The sequence below is a fragment of the Paraburkholderia sp. Ac-20347 genome, from assembly GCF_017104805.1.
Taxonomy (GTDB): Bacteria; Pseudomonadota; Gammaproteobacteria; order Burkholderiales; family Burkholderiaceae; genus Paraburkholderia; species Paraburkholderia tropica.
In genome coordinates, this window is record NZ_JAAGPN010000173.1 from 1 (window position 1) to 17,442 (window position 17,442).

Consider the following 17,442-nt stretch of genomic DNA (forward strand, 5'->3'; position numbering starts at 1 on the left):
CTCGGCGGCGGCTGGGGCGACGCGAAGCCGCAGACGCCCGCGCAACCCGACGGCAACGCGCCGCCGCCCGCGCCGCTCGCCGCGCGTTAAGCGACGCGCTAATTGCCGCACCTTCGGTGCAGGCGCTTCGCGGCTGGCCGGTATGCACGTGCATATCGCCAGCCGCGATTTCATTTGCGTAAACGGTTCGTAGACCGTGCCGGCGCGTGCCACTATCATCGTCTGATTGAAGCTGGAGCGGATGGCGCGCCGTCCGCCTGAAAGCTCGCTCGCGAGCGTCACTCATTCGGGAACCCAGGCATGAACGATCCACGACCGCCGCGCACGGCGGAGCACGCTACGTCCTTCTCGACACGGCTCGCGACGCTCGCCGCAACCCTGCGCGAAACCGCTGCGCGTCGCGATCTCGCGGGCGGTCACGCCGCCGCCGAAAAGCAGTTGATCGCCGATGCCGGTCTGCTCGCGCTCGCGGTGCCGCGCGAGTTTGGCGGTGCGTTCGACGACGCGTTTGACGACGCAACCGGCGCGCAAAACGGCACGCAAAACGGCACGCGCTGGCCCGAAATCTACCAAACGATCCGCACGCTCGCGCGCGCGGATAGCGCGCTCGCGCATCTGCTCGGCTTCCAGTTCCTGCAGATCGTGAGCGTCGATCTGTGGGGCAGCGCCGCGCAACGCGCGGACTGGCTGCGCGGCACGGTCGAGCATCGCTGGTGGTGGGGCAACGCGGTCAATCCGCTCGATACGCGGCTCGTCGCGCAGGCGGACGGCGAGGGCGGCTGGCGTCTGCACGGCAAAAAGGGTTTCTGCTCCGGCACTTACGGTTCGCAGATGATGACCGTGAGCGCGCACGATCCGGCGACCGGCCAGCCCGTGTTCGCGGTGGTGCCGACGACGCGCGCGGGCATCACCGTGCACGACGACTGGGACCCGATCGGCCAGCGCCAGACCGACAGCGGCACCGTGTCGTTCGATGCGGTCGAAGTGCGCGCGCATGAAGTGCTCAAGCGTCCCGACACGCCGCGCGCCTCGCTGCGCACGCTGGTCTCGCAACTCGTGCTGACGAACCTGTTCGTCGGCATCGCGGAAGGCGCGCTCGAAGAGGCGCGTGAATACGTGCTGGCGAACGGCCGTCCGTGGGTGAATTCGGGCGTGCAGCGCGCCGCCGACGATCCCTATCTCCAGCAGCGTTTCGGCGAGATGCGCATTCAGGCGCTCTCGGCGTCGCTGCTCGCGGACCGCGCGGCGTCGCTGCTCGACGCCGCCTGGGCGCAGGGTGACGCGCTCGGCGCGGACACGCGCGCCGAAGTCTCGCTCGCGGTCTCCGAAGCGAAGATCGTCGCGCATCGCGCCGCGCTCGCTGCAGGCGAGCAACTGTTCGACGCCTGCGGCGCGCGCGCCACGGCCGCCGCGCTCGCGTTCGACCGCTTCTGGCGCAACGCGCGCGTGCACACGCTGCACGATCCGCTCGACTATCGCGTGCGCGATGTGGGCCGCCACGCGCTCACGCGCGAATTGCCGGAGCCGACGCTGTACACTTGAGGGACCGATCGCGCGCCCCTCGTTTTGCGGGCCGCGAAAAAATCCACCCTCGAGGATCGCACCGTTGGAGTTCAAATTACCCACAACGGCGACGGCGCCGTTTTGCCCATCGGAAGTGCAGGGCAGCGTGGCAGTGTCGCCGGCCGCGCCGTTCTGGAAAAAGTTTCTCCAGTTCGCCGGCCCCGGCCTGCTGATCTCGATCGGTTATATGGACCCGGGCAACTGGGCCACCGACATCGAGGCCGGTTCGCGCTACGGTTACAACCTGCTGTTCGTGGTCGTACTGTCGAGCATCGCCGCGATGGCGCTGCAATGTCTCGCGATGCGGTTGGGCATCGTCACGGGCCGCGATCTCGCCGAACTCTCGCGCACGCGTTATTCGAAACCGGTCGCGCTCGGCCAGTGGGTGCTCGCCGAACTCTCGATCATCGCCTGCGATCTCGCCGAAGTGCTCGGCGGCGCGCTCGCGTTCCATCTGCTGCTCGGCTGCTCGTTGATGTGGGGCGTGGTGCTCACTGCGTTCGACACAGTCATCGTGCTCGGCCTGAAGGGCAAGAATTTCCGCACGCTCGAAGCGATCATGGCGGGACTGATCGCCACCATCGGCATCGGTTACGTGATCGAGCTGGCGCTCGTGAAGCCGCACTGGCCGTCGGTGTTCGCGGGCGCGGTGCCGTCGTGGCACGCGATCGCCAGCCAGGAGCCGCTCTATCTCGCGATCGGCATTCTGGGCGCGACCGTGATGCCGCATAACCTCTACCTGCATTCGTCGATTGTGCAGACGCGCGCCGTGAAGCGCGACGAAGCGAGTATCGGTCAGGCGATCGGTCTGTCGCGGCTCGACACCATCGTCTCGCTGGTGCTCGCGCTGCTGATCAACGCGGCCATTCTGATTCTCGCGGCGGCGGCGTTTCATGCGACGGGCCACAACCAGGTCACCGAAATCGAGGACGCCTACAAGCTGCTCGCGCCCATCGTCGGCAGCGGTGCGGCGGCCGTGCTGTTCGCGATCACGCTGCTGGCGTCGGGGCAAAGCTCGACCTTCACCGGCACCGTGGCGGGCCAGGTGATCATGGAAGGCTTTTTGCAGATGAAGATTCCGTGCTACCAGCGGCGGCTCATCACGCGCGTGCTCGCGCTGATTCCGGCGTTCGCGGGCGTGTGGCTGCTGGGCAACGGCGCGGTGGGCAAGCTGCTGGTCGCGAGCCAGGTGGTGCTGAGCCTGCAGTTGCCGTTCGCGCTCTGGCCGCTCATCCGCATGACGAACGATCGTTCACTGATGGGCGTGTTCGTGAACCGGCTGTCCACGCGCATGATCGCGTGGCTGCTGTTCGCCATCATCACGGCGGCGAACCTGTGGCTGGTCTGGCAGACCTTCGTGGGGAACTGAGGGGATCGAGGGGAATTGAGGCGAAGAAATGCGCTTCGCCGTCCGGCGCCGCGTGGGGCACCGGACGGTTTCGCGTCTAGTCGTGCTGCTGCGTCCGGTTGACCGGATCTTGGCTCTCCTACGCTTATGCAGCCTCGGCAATGCCATCCGGCGTTTCCACCGGAAGGTCGCTCTCGGTCTGCTCTGCGCCCCGTCGCGCTGCAGCCGCCTTCTTCGTCTTGCCAGCGCGCGAAGGCGGCTGGCATGCGCCACACACGACGTTGTGCTGCAAGTCGTGGCGGTGCGCGACGAACTTACCGCCACAACGGCAGCAAGGCGTCATCTGCAGAATATCGGCATCGAAAAACCGCACCAGAGTCCACGCACGCGTGAGGTCGAGCACAGGCTCGGTCTCGCTGTGGCGGCAATGTTCCAGATACAGCCGGAACCCTTTGGTGAGCGCGTCGAGATGCGAACAACGCGCTTCGTTCTTGAGGAACAGGTACGTGTTGTAGAACAGCGAAGCATGAATGTTCGCCAGCCACGTCATGTACCAGTCCGCCGAGAACGGCAACATACCCTTGGGCGGCGATACGCCGCGGATCTCACGATACAGGCGAATCATGCGGTCCCGCGAGAGCGACAGCTCGCTCTCCAGAACCTGCATGCGCGCGCCCAGTTCGATCAGCGCGATCGCGCGAAATACTTCCTGGGCATCTTCGGTGAGGCTGCGGCGGTTCGTCATGTCCGTTTCCCTCAGGCGAATTGCCCGGCGGGCTGTCCCGCAAGCAGGATAGCCGCATGAGTCGCCGCTACGTTGGCATGCCGGGAAGTCTGCGTCAGAGCGGACAACATGGCATGGTCATCGAAGCGGAAAAAGCAAAGAAGCTGGTCGGAAGCAGCCAGCTTGACGATCTGTGCCAAAGACAGATTGGAAAGCAGATCGGCCAGTTCCGACGACAGACCCAGTCGGAACATCCCGACCGGTTTGTCCTCGCGCAGCATGCGCTGTGCGAGCATCAGATACGACAAATTAATTTCGCGGATAGATTCCAGCGTCTCGCTGCTACGGTCCATTTCTCTCTTTTCCGAAGCCCCGATTAAACCCCCCGGCATTTGCTGCCGTTGTAACTTTTCTGGTCGTTGTCGGACCGCTCTTTGTCGGCCCTGACTCTTTGATACAACGTGTTACAACTCGTAACACGTTGAAGCGAATTGTATGAGGACTAATCTCAGAAATCAATCCCTCTTCAAAAAAATAATTCGCCTGTTACAAATATTTTCGGTAACTCTTTCTGGTGTCCGAAACAACTGGCCCCAGGAAGCCGAAGCGCACGCACAGTCGCCTGAAATTTCTCGTAAACCCGCGTGCTATAAGGGATTCCTCAACGGCACCGCTGCTCGCGCAACGAATCGTAAATCACGCACGAGCGTGCGTCATCCAAATAAACGGTTTGAAAGGATTTGCGTTGACAGGTAAGAAATGCGCAGTTGGTGATTAATACGTATGAGGATAAATCTGTAACAAGTGTTTCGACCCTGTGTAACGAGGCTTGTCAAGATGTGACAAGTCGCATGCACGCGCGTCGCGTTGACGCGCTTTGTAACAGCGCCTCTTTACATGAATATGTAAATCGCATCGATTTGCGAAATTGCACGTATGGCGGCGCATACGTGCAAAGGCAGAACCGGCACTCGCGTGCCGGTTTTAGAGGCCTTTTCCGATTCAAACGGCCCTTTCGCCGAGAATCGGCGTGCGTTTGACCTCGGAAATATAGAGCAGGATCAGCGAGACCCACACGACGCCGTAAAGCAGCATGAAGCAGCTCGAGCGGATCTTGAGCAGGTCGAGCAGCGCGCCGAACAGGATCGGCAGCAGAAAGCCGCCGAGCCCGCCCGCAAGCCCGACGATGCCAGTCACTACGCCCATGTTGGACGGAAAGTCGTCGGCGACATATTTGAAAGTGGACGCCATGCCGAACGCAAACACCGCGCCGAGCACGAAGGTGAGCGCCACGAAGCCCGCGAGCGGCATGCTGATATGAAGCGTGGCGGTGCCGTCGATGGTGTGGATCACGAAGTCGGTGGCCGGGTACGAGAGGATGAAGAGACAGATCCACGCGACCCACAAGCCCCACCAGGTGACGTTGTGCGCGCCGAGTTTGTCGGCGAGCAGGCCGCCGACCGCGCGCAGCACCGAGCCCGGCAGCGAGAAACCCGCCGCGAACGCCGACGCCATCACCAGCGACATGCCGTATTCAGCCTTCAGATACTGCGGAATCCACAGCGAAAGGGCCGTGAAGCCGCCGAACGTGATCGAGTAGTACTGGCACAGGCGCCAGACGCGCGGATCGGCGAGCACCTTGAACGAATCGAGCAGCGAGCCGTTCGACTTGCCCGCGCCCGGATCGCGCGCCGAGGCGAACCAGAAGATCACGGCGGTCACGAGCAGCGCGACGGCGTAGATGCGTGGCACGAAGCGCCATCCGTACAGCGACTGCAAGGTGGGCGTGACGAACAGGTTGACGGCCGCGCCCGCCGTGCCCGCGCCGAAAAAGCCCATCGCGAAGCCGCGTTTCTGGGGCGGGAAGAAGCGCGCGACATACGGCGTGCCGACCGCGAACGACGCGCCCACGCAGCCCAGAAAGAGCCCGATGAACAGAAACTGCCAGAGCTGGCTCGCGTAACTGACGATATAGACCGGCACCGCGCACACCACGAGCAGGGCCGTCATGACGATGCGACCGCCGTAGCGGTCGGTCCACGCGCCCAGCGGCAGACGCATGATCGCGCCGGTGAGCACGGGCGTGGACGTGAGCAGGCCGAACTCGGTGCTGTTGAGCTTGAGTTCTTCGCGCAGCGGTACGCCGAGCACGCCGAACATCATCCACACCACGAAGCAGACCAGAAAGGCGAGCGTGCTTGCGAACAGGACGGACCACGCCTGGCCGCTCACGCGTGTGGGCGCGGCGTCGGTGGTCGGAGGTGGTTCGGTGCGCAGATTCATGATGTTTTCCTTGGTTGCGCGTTGTGCTGGTGTGTGATCGTGTGTAACGGGCGGGTTACTGCACGAGCGGACTCGTGGCCGCGTCGACGGCGGCGTGTTCGAGCGTCGCCGCCGATGCGAGGATCGAGACGTATTGCTGAATCGCCTTGTGACGCACGCGCTCGGTGAGAAAGCGCGCGATGTCGTCGGCGGCGGTTTCGAAGGGGACCGGCTCGCCGGGCACGCGCCGGTCGATGCGCACGAGGTGAAAGCCGAAGCGCGTGCGCACGAGGCGCGGCAGCAAACCGAGTTCGGGACTGTTGAACAGCGCCTGCTCGAATTCGGGCACGGCGTCGCCGCGCGTGAGCTGGCCGAGGCTGCCGCCCACGGCGCCCGACGGGCAGTTCGACAGTTCGCCCGCGCGCGCCTCGAACGCGTGCGGTTCGCGCAGCAAGGCGTTGAGCGCGTCTTCGGCCTGATGGCGCAGCAGCGCGAGCGGCACGCGCTCCGTCACGGCGAACAGAATATGGCTCGCGTAGACGATCTCGTTGCGCACGAACTGTGCGGCGTGCTGCGCGTAATAGCGGCGGCAATCGTCGGGCGTCGGCTCGGGCACGCGCAGTTCGCGCGCGAGCAGCGTGTCGAGTGTGTCGTCGTCGAGGGCGGCGTCGGCGTCGATCAGCGCGAGTTCGGCGGCGCGCTGGCGCAGCAGTTCGCGCACGACCAGCGCGCGGCGCGCGGCGAGCGGCGGGTCCGGATCGTCGGCGTGATGACGGCTTTCCTCGTCGATCGCCTCAGCGGCGATGTCCACGTGATTCACCCGCGCGGGCTGCGTGCGATCGAGCGTGTGCGGATCGGCGTTCATGGTTTCGTCTCCTGGCGTTCGCGGGGTATCGGCTCAGCGCTTGCGCACGAGTTGATACGGACGCAGCAGATACGCCACCGAGGCCAGCCCGCTCCAGATATGCACCATCCGCGTGAACGGCGAAACGAGGAAGATCGTGAAGCCGAGCGCGATATGCATCTGATAGACGAGCGGCACGCCGTCGAGCAGCGCCGCGAGATTGCCCTGGAACGTCACGACGCCTTTCACGTAATCGGTGAGCTGTTCGAACATCGCGCCGTCCATGTGATGCGCGGAGAGCACGACGGTCATGAGCCCGAGCGCGAGCTGCACCCACAGCATCAGCACGATGACGATGTCCCACACCTTGCTGTTGCGGCGAATGCGCGTGTCGCCCAGACGTCGCGCGATCAGCAGCGTGAGCCCGACGATGGCGAACGCGCCCGCGATGCCGCCCGCGACCATCGCGAGCAACTGGTGCATCGACGCGGAGATGAACGGCGCGACGAGCCAGTGCGGCGCGAGAAAGCCCGCGAAATGCCCGGCCACCACGACGAGAATGCCCCAGTGAAACAGGTTGCTGCCGAGGCGCAGCGTGCCGCGCCGCAGCAGTTGCGACGAGTCGCTTTTCCACGTGTATTGCTCGCGGTCGAAGCGCACCAGCGAGCCGAACAGCAGCACCGCGAGGCAGATGTACGGATAGATGCCGAACAGGAACTGATGGAAATATGGGCCCATGACTGATCCTTTCCAGGTGAGACGTGTCGTGCGATTGGGTGCTTGCTCTTGTGCTGCTTTCTTGCGCCGTGCCTCAGCGCGGCGGCCGCCGTGCGTGGAACTGCACCGGCGCGACGCCGGGCTGCGTGTTGCCCATGAAGCGCACCGGCTCCTCGCTCCATGCGGCGTCGAGCGCGCTCAAGCCTTCGCGATCGTGTGGCGCGTTGGCGTCGTCGTCGTGGGCTTCGTCGGGCTGTGCCGCGCCGTTGTCGCCCGCGAGCGCGAGCACCGCGCCGGTTACATACGCGTAGTGGCTGTTGCGGCGGCTCAGCTCCGCGGTGATCGATTGCAGGATCGCCGTGGTTTCGCCGAGCAGCGAGCGCGCTTCGTTTGCTTCGAGCAGCGAGAGATATTCGAGGAACACCGGCAGATAATCGGGCAACTGCTCGGGACCGAGCAGCAGGCCGTGGCGCTCGTAGGTCTGCTTCAGATCGATCATCGCCTGGCCGCGATCGCGCGATTCGCCGTGCACGTGCTCGAACAGATGCAGCGAGGTCGCGCGGCCGCGATCGAATAGCGCGACGTAGTTTTCCTGCAGCGCAAGCAGATCGCGCGAGCCGAGATAATCGAAGAAACGCAGCAGACGCTCGCGCGTGTCGCCGCGCAGCGCGCGTTCGCCTTGCAGATACGCGCGCGCTTCGTCGATGGAGTGAATCAGCGTGTCGTCGGGATACTCGAGACACGCGGCGAGCAGCCTGAACGTGAGGCTATTGAGACGGGGCGCGAACATCTCAGATCTCCTGAATCGGAATGTTGCGATGACCGGTTTTCGGCGCGAAGAGGCTCGCGTCGCTGCGTCCATCGGAACAGCCGTTGCCGAACGTGAAGCCACACGACGAATGCAGATCGAAGGCGTTTTCCGCGTATTCGCGGTGCGTAGTCGGAATCACGAAACGGTCCTCGTAATTCGCAATCGCCAGATAGCGATACATCTCTTCCACCTGATGCAGCGAGAGCCCGGCTTGCGTGAGCACCTGCGTGGCGTCGACGCGATCGACGTGGCGCGCGCGCATGAACGCGCGCATCGCGAGCAGACGTTCGAGCGCGACCTGCACGGGTTGCTCGTCGCCGGCCGTGAGCAGATTCGCCAGATAACGCAGCGGAATGCGCAGCGAATGCACGTCGGGCAGCCAGCCGTTCATGCCCAGATCGCCGCTATTGGCGGCCGCGTTGATCGGCGAAAGTGGCGGCACGTACCAGACCATCGGCAGCGTGCGGAACTCGGGATGCAGCGGAAACGCAATGCGCCAGTCGATCGCCATCTTGTAGACCGGCGAGCGTTGCGCGCCCTCGATCCACGCGGCGGGCACGCCGTCGCGCTCGGCCTGCGCGATCACTTGCGGATCGAACGGATCGAGAAACACATCGAGCTGCGCCTGATACAGGTCCTTTTCATTCGCGACGCTGGCGGCTTCCTGAATGCGGTCCGCGTCGTAGAGCATCACGCCGAGATAGCGGATGCGGCCCACGCAGGTTTCCGAGCACACGGTCGGCTGGCCCGCTTCGATACGCGGATAGCAGAAGATGCACTTCTCCGCCTTGCCGCTCTTCCAGTTGTAGTAAATCTTCTTGTACGGGCAGCCCGATACGCACATGCGCCAGCCACGGCATTTGTCCTGATCGATCAGCACGATGCCGTCTTCTTCGCGCTTGTAGATCGAGCCCGAAGGACACGCCGCCACGCATGCCGGATTCAGGCAGTGCTCGCACAGGCGCGGCAAATACATCATGAAAGTATTTTCGAACTGGCCGTAAATCTCTTTCTGCACGTTCTCGAAGTTGTAGTCCTTCGCGCGCTTTTCGAATTCGCCGCCGAGAATTTCTTCCCAGTTCGGCCCCCATTCGATTTTCTCCATGCGCTCGCCGCTCACCAGCGAACGCGGCCGCGCGACCGGCGTGGCCTTCGTATTGCCCGCTTCCTGCAAATGCGCGTAATCGAAGGTGAACGGCTCGTAGTAGTCGTCGATTTCGGGCAGATGCGGATTGGCGAAAATCTGCGCGAGCAAACGCCACTTGTTGCCCAGACGCGGCTCGATCTTGCCGTCGGCTTTACGCACCCAGCCGCCGCGCCAGCGCTCCTGATTTTCCCAATCCTTCGGATAACCGATGCCCGGCTTCGTTTCGACGTTGTTGAACCACGCGTATTCCATGCCTTCGCGGCTCGTCCAGACGTTCTTGCAGGTGACCGAACAGGTATGGCAGCCGATGCATTTATCGAGGTTCAGCACCATGGCAATCTGCGCGCGCACTTTCATGACGTTTCTCCTTCGCGAACGACGGGCGGCAATGCGCCCACGGGCGTTTCTTCGCCATCGAGCCAATCGACGTTCTTCATTTTGCGGACGATGAGAAACTCGTCGCGATTGGAGCCGACCGTGCCGTAGTAATTGAAGCCGTAAGCGAGTTGCGCGTAGCCGCCGATCATGTGCGTGGGCTTGAGCGAAATGCGCGTGACCGAGTTGTGAATGCCGCCGCGCGTGCCGGTGATTTCCGAGCCCGGCGTATTCACGATCTTTTCCTGCGCGTGATACATCATCACCATGCCGCGCGGAATGCGTTGACTCACCACGGCGCGCGCGCACAAGGCGCCGTTCGAGTTGTAGCACTCGATCCAGTCGTTATCGACCACGCCGATCTGCTGCGCGTCCTGCTCGGAAATCCACACGATCGGACCACCGCGCGAGAGCGTGAGCATCAGCAGATTGTCGGTGTACGTGCTGTGAATGCCCCATTTCTGGTGCGGCGTGATGAAGTTCAGCGCGATCTCGGGATTGCCGTTCGAGCGCGAGCCCACCATGTTTTCGTAGCTGCCCGTGTCGATGGGCGGTTTGTAGACGCAAAGCCCTTCGCCGAATGCGCGCATCCACTCGTGGTCCTGATACAGCTGCTGTCGGCCACTGAGCGTGCGCCAGGGAATCAGCTCGTGCACGTTCGTATAACCGGCGTTATACGAAACATGTTCCGATTCGATGCCGCTCCATGTCGGCGACGAAATGATCTTGCGCGGTTGCGCCTGGATATCGCGGAAGCGGATCTTTTCGTCGGCGCGCGCTTCGGACAGATGCGCGTGCTGAATGCCGGTGATCTTGCTGAGCGCGTCCCACGCTTTCACCGAAACCTCGCCGTTGGTTTCGGGCGCGAGCGAGAGAATGGTTTCGGCGGCGTCGATCGCGGATTCGATGCGCGGGCGGCCGGCGGCGTCGCCGAATGCGGGCTCGTTCGCGTAGCGATAGTTGAGATCGCCGAGCTCTTTCACTTCGTCCTGCGTGTTCCAGCTGATGCCCTTGCCGCCGTTGCCGAGCTTGTCGAGCAGCGGCCCGAGCGATGTGAAACGGTGATACGTCTCGGGATAATTGCGCTCGACCACGGCCACGGTCGGCATGGTCTTGCCCGGAATCGGCTCGCATTCGCCGCGCTTCCAGTCGGCCACGCCGAACGGCTGTGCGAGTTCGCCCGGCGCATCGTGCGCGATCGGCGAAAGCACCACGTCGCGCTCCACGCCCAGATGCCCGACGCTCAGTTCGGAAAAGCGCTTCGCGATGCTCTTGAAAATTTCCCAGTCGCTTTTCGACTGCCACGCGGGATCGACGGCGGCGGAGAGCGGATGAATGAACGGATGCATGTCCGACGTGTTCATGTCGTCCTTCTCGTACCACGTGGCCGTGGGCAGCACGATGTCCGAGTACATGCAGGTCGTGGACATGCGGAAGTCGAGCGTGCAGAGCAGATCGAGCTTGCCGCGCGGCGCTTCGTCGTGCCAGACGATTTCCTCGGGATGCGGCGCGCCTTGCTTCGACATTTCCTCGCCCTGCACGCCGTTGGTTGTGCCGAGCAGATGCTTGAGGAAATACTCGTGACCCTTGCCCGACGAGCCGAGCAGATTCGAGCGCCACACGAACAGGTTGCGCGGGAACGCGTCTGGATCGTCGGGATCTTCGCAGGCGAGCTTGAGGCTGCCGTCCTTGAGGCTCGCGGCGACGTGTGCGCCCGCTTGCGCGGCGTCGCCGATCGTGCGCCCGAGTTCGAGCGGATTGCTTTTCAGTTGCGGCGCCGACGGCAGCCAGCCCATGCGTTCCGCGCGCACGTTGTAGTCGATGGGCGCGCCGTGATACGCCGATTTGTCCGCGAGCGGCGAGAGCAGATCGGTCGGATTCATCGGGTCGTAGCGCCACTGGTCGGTGTGCGCGTAGAAGAACGAAGTGGCGTTCATCTGGCGCGGCGGACGGCTCCAGTCGAGCGCGAACGCGAGCGCGGTCCAGCCGGTTTGCGGACGCAGCTTTTCCTGGCCGACGTAATGCGACCAGCCGCCGCCCGACTTGCCGACGCAACCGCACATCACCAGCATGTTGATGATCGCGCGGTACGCCATGTCCATATGGAACCAGTGATTGATGCCCGCGCCGATGATGACCATCGACTTGCCCTCGGTCTTGTCGGCGTTCTCGGCGAACTGGCGCGCGACGTTGATGACGTCCGCGCGCTTCACGCCCGTGATCGCTTCCTGCCACGCGGGCGTGTAGGGCACGTCGTCGTCGTAGCTCTGCGCGACGTCCTTGCCGCCGAGGCCCTGATCGAGCCCGTAGTTCGCGATGAACAGATCGTAGACGGTGGCGACGATCCGCTCGCCTTCGCGCGTGGCCACGCGGCGCACGCCGATGCGGCGCGAGAGGATCGACTGGTGCTCCGTATGCGCGAAGTGCGCGTGCGCGACGTTGCCGAAGTAGGGGAACGCGACGTCCACCACGTCGTCGTGTTCGGCGACGAGCGAGAGCGCGGGCGTGAGCGGTTCGCCTTCGGCGTTCTCCTCGCGCAGATTCCATTTGCCCAGATCGCCGCCCACCTGCTGACCCCAGCGGAAGCCCGCCGATCCGCCCGGCACGGCGAATTCGCCATTCGCGGCGTCGATCACCACGGTCTTCCAGTCGGGATTGTTGGACTGGCCGAGCGCGTCCGGGAAGTCGGAGGCGCGCAGATAGCGGTCGGGCACGTACTGGCCGTCGCGCTCGACGAGCGTGACGAGGCACGACATGTCGGTGAAGCGGCGGCAGTAGTCGGCGAAATACGCGCTTTTGCCCGCGAGGTGATATTCCTTGAGGATCACGTGGCCCATCGCGAGCGCGAGCGCCGCGTCGGTGCCCTGCTTCGGATGCAGCCAGATGTCGCCGAACTTCGCGCCTTCCGCGTAATCGGGAAAGATCGACACGATCTTCGCGCCGCGATAACGCGCCTCCACCATGAAGTGCGCGTCGGGCGTGCGCGTTTGCGGCACGTTCGAGCCCCACATCATGATGAACGTGGAGTTGTACCAGTCGGCCGATTCGGGCACGTCGGTCTGCTCGCCCCAGGTTTGCGGCGAAGCGGGCGGCAGGTCGCAATACCAGTCGTAGAACGAGAGACACACGCCGCCGATCAGCGAAAGGTAGCGCGAGCCGGCCGCGTACGAGACCATCGACATGGCCGGAATGGGCGAGAAGCCGATCACGCGGTCGGGGCCGTGGCGCTTGACCGTATGCACGTTCGCGGCGGCCACGATCTCGGTGACTTCGCTCCAGTCGGCGCGCACGAAACCGCCGAGGCCGCGCCGCGATTGATAGCTCTTGCGCGCGGCTTCGTCGTCGACGATGGCGGCCCACGCTTCCACGGGACCGAGCGTGCGGCGCTTCTCGCGCCACAGCTTGACGAGCGCGCTGCGCACGAGCGGGTACTTCAGGCGGTTCGCGCTGTAGAGATACCAGGAATACGACGCGCCGCGCGAGCAGCCGCGCGGTTCGTGATTGGGCATGTCGGGGCGCGTGCGCGGGTAGTCGGTCTGCTGTGTTTCCCACGCGACGATGCCGCCTTTCACGTAGATCTTCCAGGAGCACGAGCCGGTGCAGTTCACGCCGTGCGTGGAGCGCACGATCTTGTCGTGCGCCCAGCGCGTGCGGTAGGCGTCCTCCCATTTCCGGTCTTCGTCTGTGACGGCGCCATGGCCGTCTGCGAATTGGGGTCTTGCGGTCGTGAAATAGCGCAGACGATCCAGAAAATGGCTCATGACACCTCCAGACAACCCTGTGGGGACAGGTTTATTTAAGAATGTGCAACTTAACAAGTAAATCTAATACATCAAATGTTAATAGACACTTGTCGCGCCATGCGCGCATTACGAATGCAATGCGATTTGAATCAAAAGAAGTGTGTGATGGCATTGTGCACGATGCGATATTTGTGCGTGTCCAATTTGCGCCAATAAAAGTTAGATATCGTTTCGATGTATTTTAAAAGGAATAACGCTTTGAATTGGAGGCGTTGAATGTCTCGTTTGAAATGGACGATGATGGCCGCTGTAAATGCCTTGTTTACAGGGGGATTCGTCGAGTTGTGTATATGAAAGGCGATGTGAATGGCGCGTGAAATGGCGCTTTGAGTCGTGCGGATGACGATGTCGTATTCTCAAATGATGTGCGACGTAGCGTCGCGCGCTATTTACATCGACGTGGAAAAGGAATTAGAGAGACGCGGAGAAAGGGATTGGATGCGTATGGCATTGAAATGCATCGACATTCGAAATATGACAATTGCAATCTTCACAATTGCATGAATTTCGATAATTGCGCCTATCGGCATGACTTCGAATAACTGCGCGTTTAATCGCGCTGCGCCTGCAATGCCTGGGCGGTCCGGGCGTCGGCGGGAAAGAATGCCTCGATGGCCAGTTCGGAAAGCGTGATGTCCACGGGCGTGCCGAACACAGTCGTGGTGCTGTAGAACGCCAGTTCGCCGAGCGCCGTCTGCACGCGCAGCGGTATCGCGATGTGATGCTGGACCGGTTCGACAGCCGCGTGGCCCGCATGCGGCGGTGCGGGATAGGCGGCGAGTTCGTCGTGTAGCGCGGCGAGCGTGGGGTCCGCGCTGGCGTCGATCTGCCGTTGCAGGCGCGCGAGCAGATGCGCGCGCCAGGCGTGCCAGTTGAGGATGCGCGGGGCGATGCCGTCGGGATGGAGCGAGAGGCGCAACGCGTTCACGGGCGCGGCCAGCAAGGCGGGCGAAGCGTCGCCGATCAGCGGCGCGAGCGCGTCGTTGGCGGCCACGATGTTCCAGTGGCGATCGACCGCGAGGGCCGGATAAGGTGCGTGAGCCCGCAGCACGAGTTCGACGGCTTCGCGTGCGGCCGCGAGTTGCGGATCGTCGAGCGCGCGTTCGCGATAGAGCGGCGCGTAGCCGGCCGCGACGAGCAGCGCGTTGCGTTCGCGTAGCGGCACGTCGAGCCGTTCGGCGAGATGCATCACCATTTCGCGGCTCGGCGTGGCGCGGCCCGATTCCACGAAGCTCAGATGGCGCGTGGAGATTTCCGCTTCGGTGGCGAGCAGCAACTGGCTCATGCGGCGGCGCTGCCGCCATTCACGCAACAGTTCGCCGACACCGCGCCGCGCGTCGCCGGAAGCGGACACGGCGAGCGTCGACGTGAACGGAGACGTGAGGGTGTTCATGGCGCCGATTCTAACGAAATCGCGCCGCTGCGCGATTACCTCAGACGTAATGGCGGCGCTGCATGGGCGCGATTCTTTTTTGTCGGCGCGGCGATGCGGGCATCATGTGAATCCCGCGCGTTTGTACACGCGCGGTGTGCGCGCAAGCCACTTATCGCTGCGCGTGCGATCGCCTAGAATGCAATTTCACTTTTCGTGCTGGCATGGCGGGAGAAGGCCATGAGGGAAACGGTTGTCGCTTATCTGCTGGGTCCGGCCGTGATGGTGCTGATCTGCGCCGCCATGTGGGCCGCGTCGCGCCATCATCGCGGTAGTTTCGAGGCACGCGTCGCGCGCTGGCTCGATGCGCACCGGGGGCACGGCATCCGCCATAAGCATTGAGCGTGCCAGTGCGGCGCGGCAATCGGTGCAACGCCGGCCGCGCCTTGCGGGTATACGTGCATTCCATTCGCGACGAGCTTCTTCCAGATTGCGCCAATTGAATGGCACTCCGAAGCAATTGATGCGCTGCCGCGCTCCGGCCGTATCGGGTCTGTCCCGTATGCGGGGAACTGTATGACAGGACAAGTGTCACTGCCATATTGCGAAACGGAGCCTTCCATGACACGACCCGCCGACTCCCTGATCATTTTCATCGCCCGCATCCTGCTCGCGATCCTGTTTTTGTGGGGCGGCGCCATGAAACTGCTGGGTTACGCGGGCTTTATCGGCTATCTGCATTCACGCGGCGTGCCGTACGTGCAGGTCGCGGCGCCCGTGGTGATCGCGGTCGAACTGCTCGGCTCGCTCGCGCTGATCTTCGGCGTGCGCATGCGTGCCATCGCGTTCTTGCTGGCCGTGTACGCTATCGTCACGGCCGTGCTAGGGCATGACTTCTGGAATGTCACCAATGCCGCGCAGCAGCAGGAGGCGGCCGTGCACTTCTGGAAGAACGTCGCCATTGCCGGCGGATTTTTGCTGCTCACCGTAACGGGCGCGGGACGTGCTTCCATCGATGGAATGCGCGCGCCGCGCGGCGGCCTGCGAGGCTGAGCGCCGCGCCGCATCCTCGATCCCCTGAACGCAAGGAGCCGGCTTTGATCCAGAATTTTGATTTCAACGTGGGCGGCAAGACCGGGCAATTCTGCGCGAGCCTCGCCGAAGACGGCACGCGCCGCGTGCTGATCAGCACCGCCGATACGGCCAAGACGCTGGTGATCCTCGACGCGACCGGCCTGCTCGGCGCGCTCAAGGCCGAACTCGAGCAGCCCGAGCAACTGATTGCGCACGCCATCCGCAAGGCGCAGAGCGAAGGGCTGATCGAGCGCGCGCTCGCCTCGGGCGCGATTCAGGAGACGTCGCTCTAGCGCGCCTTTTTATCTTCACGCTCGGGCGATGTCGCGTCGACGCGGTTTGTCACGCAAGCGTCACGCTCGATGCCGTTTTAACCGCGCCGCCAGGCTTTCGCCTTCGCGGCGCGCGTTGACGTCCTTCTCTTTCGTTTAGCGCGATGCCTTCATGCGCGACGCCGTCTCGGCGGCGGCCGGCGCGTGGGCGGCGTCCGTCCGTAACAGGCACGCGAGCGCCGCCGCAATGAACAGCAGGATCGCGGAGATCGCCGCGTCCGCGTGCAGACCGCTGACGACTTCCGCCGCCGCGCCGCTGCCGGTGAGCGCGCCGAACGCCGCCACGCCCACCGCGCCGCCCGCCTGGCGCGCCGTGTTCAGCAGCGCCGACGCCGTGCCCGCGCGCGCCGGTTCGACCGAGGACAGCACGGTCGTCGTCATGGCGGGCACGGCGAGTCCCATGCCCGAGGGAATCAGCAGGAAGGCGGCCATCATCGCCAGCAAGGGCGTGCCTGCATCGACGGGCACCAGCAGCGCGTAGCCGAGCCCGGCGAGCAAGGCGCCGCCGATCATCGGCGCACGCGTGCCGAACCGCGAGACCACGTGGCCGCTGGCGATATTCGAGAGCAGAAAGCCGCCCGTGAGCGGGATGAACGTGAGCCCGGCCTGCAGCGGCGTTTGCCCGCGCGCGTGCTGGAGAAACAGCGCGAGCACGAACACCGTGCCGTAATACGTGAAGTTCACGCAGACGCCGAACAGCACCGACGCGCTGAAATTGCGGTTGCGCAGCATGCCGAGCGGCAGCATTGGCGAGTCGATGCGCGCTTCGAGCATCACGAAGGCCACGCCTGCGATCAGCGCGAGCGCGAGGCCGCCCGACACCGCCCAGTGTGCGAGGCCGAGCGGCCGCCATTCGATCACCGCGCCCGTGAAAGCCGTGAGCGCGACGACGGCGAGCAACTGGCCGCGCAGATCGAGGCTGCGCGCGGCGGCGCGTGGCGCAGCTTCGGTAGACGTGACGCGCGGCGCGGGAATCCACAGCAGCGTGGCGGCGAGCCCGGCGGCGCACAGCGGCAGATTCACGAGGAAGATGCTGCGCCAGCCGAACGCCGCGATCAGCAGGCCGCCCG

Annotated in this window: 15 protein-coding genes; 5 read left to right on the forward strand and 10 right to left on the reverse strand. The window is 63.9% G+C overall.

Annotated elements, in window-relative coordinates; translation table 11 throughout:
• Positions 1 to 300 precede the first annotated feature (300 nt).
• Together G3N97_RS26465 and G3N97_RS26470 are read left to right on the forward strand one after the other, a co-directional pair.
• Positions 301 to 1,542 (forward strand): acyl-CoA dehydrogenase family protein, encoded by a 1,242-nt coding sequence (locus tag G3N97_RS26465; protein ID WP_205996001.1) that lies wholly within the window; start codon positions 301 to 303, stop codon positions 1,540 to 1,542.
• Between the two features lie 64 nt (positions 1,543 to 1,606).
• Positions 1,607 to 2,932, forward strand: coding sequence for an Nramp family divalent metal transporter (locus tag G3N97_RS26470; protein WP_205996002.1), 1,326 nt, complete (start codon positions 1,607 to 1,609; stop codon positions 2,930 to 2,932).
• 124 nt (positions 2,933 to 3,056) lie between these two features.
• On the opposite strand, the gene flhC is transcribed toward G3N97_RS26470, so the two are convergent.
• The 9 genes from flhC to G3N97_RS26515 all read right to left on the reverse strand — a co-directional run bounded on the left by flhC (position 3,057) and on the right by G3N97_RS26515 (position 14,987).
• Positions 3,057 to 3,656 (reverse strand): flagellar transcriptional regulator FlhC, encoded by a 600-nt coding sequence (gene flhC / locus G3N97_RS26475; protein WP_065057653.1) that lies wholly within the window; start codon positions 3,654 to 3,656, stop codon positions 3,057 to 3,059.
• Between the two features lie 11 nt (positions 3,657 to 3,667).
• Positions 3,668 to 3,988, reverse strand: a complete 321-nt coding sequence (gene flhD / locus G3N97_RS26480; protein WP_205996003.1) for a flagellar transcriptional regulator FlhD — start codon at positions 3,986 to 3,988, stop codon at positions 3,668 to 3,670.
• A gap of 649 nt (positions 3,989 to 4,637) precedes the next feature.
• Complete coding sequence (locus tag G3N97_RS26485) at positions 4,638 to 5,918, reverse strand: nitrate/nitrite transporter (protein ID WP_205996004.1); 1,281 nt, start codon at positions 5,916 to 5,918, stop codon at positions 4,638 to 4,640.
• A 55-nt stretch (positions 5,919 to 5,973) separates the two neighbouring features.
• On the reverse strand, positions 5,974 to 6,762 hold the full coding sequence (locus tag G3N97_RS26490; protein WP_205996005.1) for a peptidylprolyl isomerase: 789 nt from the start codon (positions 6,760 to 6,762) through the stop codon (positions 5,974 to 5,976).
• Between the two features lie 33 nt (positions 6,763 to 6,795).
• The gene (narI, locus tag G3N97_RS26495) at positions 6,796 to 7,479 is read right to left on the reverse strand and encodes a respiratory nitrate reductase subunit gamma (protein ID WP_205996006.1); all 684 of its coding nucleotides are present in this window, start codon (positions 7,477 to 7,479) and stop codon (positions 6,796 to 6,798) included.
• A gap of 73 nt (positions 7,480 to 7,552) precedes the next feature.
• Positions 7,553 to 8,248 carry a nitrate reductase molybdenum cofactor assembly chaperone gene (narJ, locus tag G3N97_RS26500; protein ID WP_205996007.1) on the reverse strand — a complete coding sequence of 232 codons (696 nt, stop codon included), beginning with the start codon at positions 8,246 to 8,248 and terminating at the stop codon, positions 7,553 to 7,555.
• 1 nt (position 8,249) lies between these two features.
• Positions 8,250 to 9,773, reverse strand: coding sequence for a nitrate reductase subunit beta (gene narH / locus G3N97_RS26505; protein WP_205996008.1), 1,524 nt, complete (start codon positions 9,771 to 9,773; stop codon positions 8,250 to 8,252).
• The gene (locus G3N97_RS26510) at positions 9,770 to 13,552 is read right to left on the reverse strand and encodes a nitrate reductase subunit alpha (RefSeq protein ID WP_205996009.1); all 3,783 of its coding nucleotides are present in this window, start codon (positions 13,550 to 13,552) and stop codon (positions 9,770 to 9,772) included. The genes narH and G3N97_RS26510 overlap by 4 nt, the downstream gene beginning before the upstream one ends.
• Before the next feature lie 592 nt (positions 13,553 to 14,144).
• Positions 14,145 to 14,987 carry a helix-turn-helix transcriptional regulator gene (locus G3N97_RS26515; RefSeq protein WP_205996010.1) on the reverse strand — a complete coding sequence of 281 codons (843 nt, stop codon included), beginning with the start codon at positions 14,985 to 14,987 and terminating at the stop codon, positions 14,145 to 14,147.
• A 219-nt stretch (positions 14,988 to 15,206) separates the two neighbouring features.
• Here G3N97_RS26515 and G3N97_RS26520 point away from each other — a divergent pair, with 219 nt between their 5' ends.
• The 3 genes from G3N97_RS26520 (at position 15,207) to G3N97_RS26530 (ending at position 16,333) form a co-directional block, all read left to right on the forward strand.
• A complete protein-coding gene (locus tag G3N97_RS26520) occupies positions 15,207 to 15,368 on the forward strand; it encodes a hypothetical protein (RefSeq protein ID WP_205996011.1) in 162 nt (53 codons plus the stop codon).
• A gap of 219 nt (positions 15,369 to 15,587) precedes the next feature.
• Positions 15,588 to 16,019: a DoxX family protein gene (locus G3N97_RS26525; RefSeq protein WP_205996012.1), complete on the forward strand. Its 432-nt coding sequence runs from the start codon at positions 15,588 to 15,590 to the stop codon at positions 16,017 to 16,019.
• 44 nt (positions 16,020 to 16,063) lie between these two features.
• The gene (locus tag G3N97_RS26530) at positions 16,064 to 16,333 is read left to right on the forward strand and encodes a hypothetical protein (RefSeq protein ID WP_205996013.1); all 270 of its coding nucleotides are present in this window, start codon (positions 16,064 to 16,066) and stop codon (positions 16,331 to 16,333) included.
• Positions 16,334 to 16,468: 135 nt separating this feature from the next.
• On the opposite strand, the gene G3N97_RS26535 is transcribed toward G3N97_RS26530, so the two are convergent.
• The coding region (locus G3N97_RS26535; protein WP_205996014.1) for an MFS transporter at positions 16,469 to 17,442 on the reverse strand (974 nt) is incomplete at its 5' end.

Coding starts and splice junctions, on each gene's coding strand:
- G3N97_RS26465 (WP_205996001.1), top strand. CDS start 301: ATGAACGATCCACGACCGCCGCGCACGGCGGAGCACGCTACGTCCTTC.
- flhC (WP_065057653.1), bottom strand. CDS start 3,656: ATGACGAACCGCCGCAGCCTCACCGAAGATGCCCAGGAAGTATTTCGC.
- flhD (WP_205996003.1), bottom strand. CDS start 3,988: ATGGACCGTAGCAGCGAGACGCTGGAATCTATCCGCGAAATTAATTTG.
- G3N97_RS26485 (WP_205996004.1), bottom strand. CDS start 5,918: ATGAATCTGCGCACCGAACCACCTCCGACCACCGACGCCGCGCCCACA.
- G3N97_RS26490 (WP_205996005.1), bottom strand. CDS start 6,762: ATGAACGCCGATCCGCACACGCTCGATCGCACGCAGCCCGCGCGGGTG.
- narI (WP_205996006.1), bottom strand. CDS start 7,479: ATGGGCCCATATTTCCATCAGTTCCTGTTCGGCATCTATCCGTACATC.
- narJ (WP_205996007.1), bottom strand. CDS start 8,248: ATGTTCGCGCCCCGTCTCAATAGCCTCACGTTCAGGCTGCTCGCCGCG.
- narH (WP_205996008.1), bottom strand. CDS start 9,773: ATGAAAGTGCGCGCGCAGATTGCCATGGTGCTGAACCTCGATAAATGC.
- G3N97_RS26510 (WP_205996009.1), bottom strand. CDS start 13,552: ATGAGCCATTTTCTGGATCGTCTGCGCTATTTCACGACCGCAAGACCC.
- G3N97_RS26515 (WP_205996010.1), bottom strand. CDS start 14,987: ATGAACACCCTCACGTCTCCGTTCACGTCGACGCTCGCCGTGTCCGCT.
- G3N97_RS26520 (WP_205996011.1), top strand. CDS start 15,207: ATGAGGGAAACGGTTGTCGCTTATCTGCTGGGTCCGGCCGTGATGGTG.
- G3N97_RS26525 (WP_205996012.1), top strand. CDS start 15,588: ATGACACGACCCGCCGACTCCCTGATCATTTTCATCGCCCGCATCCTG.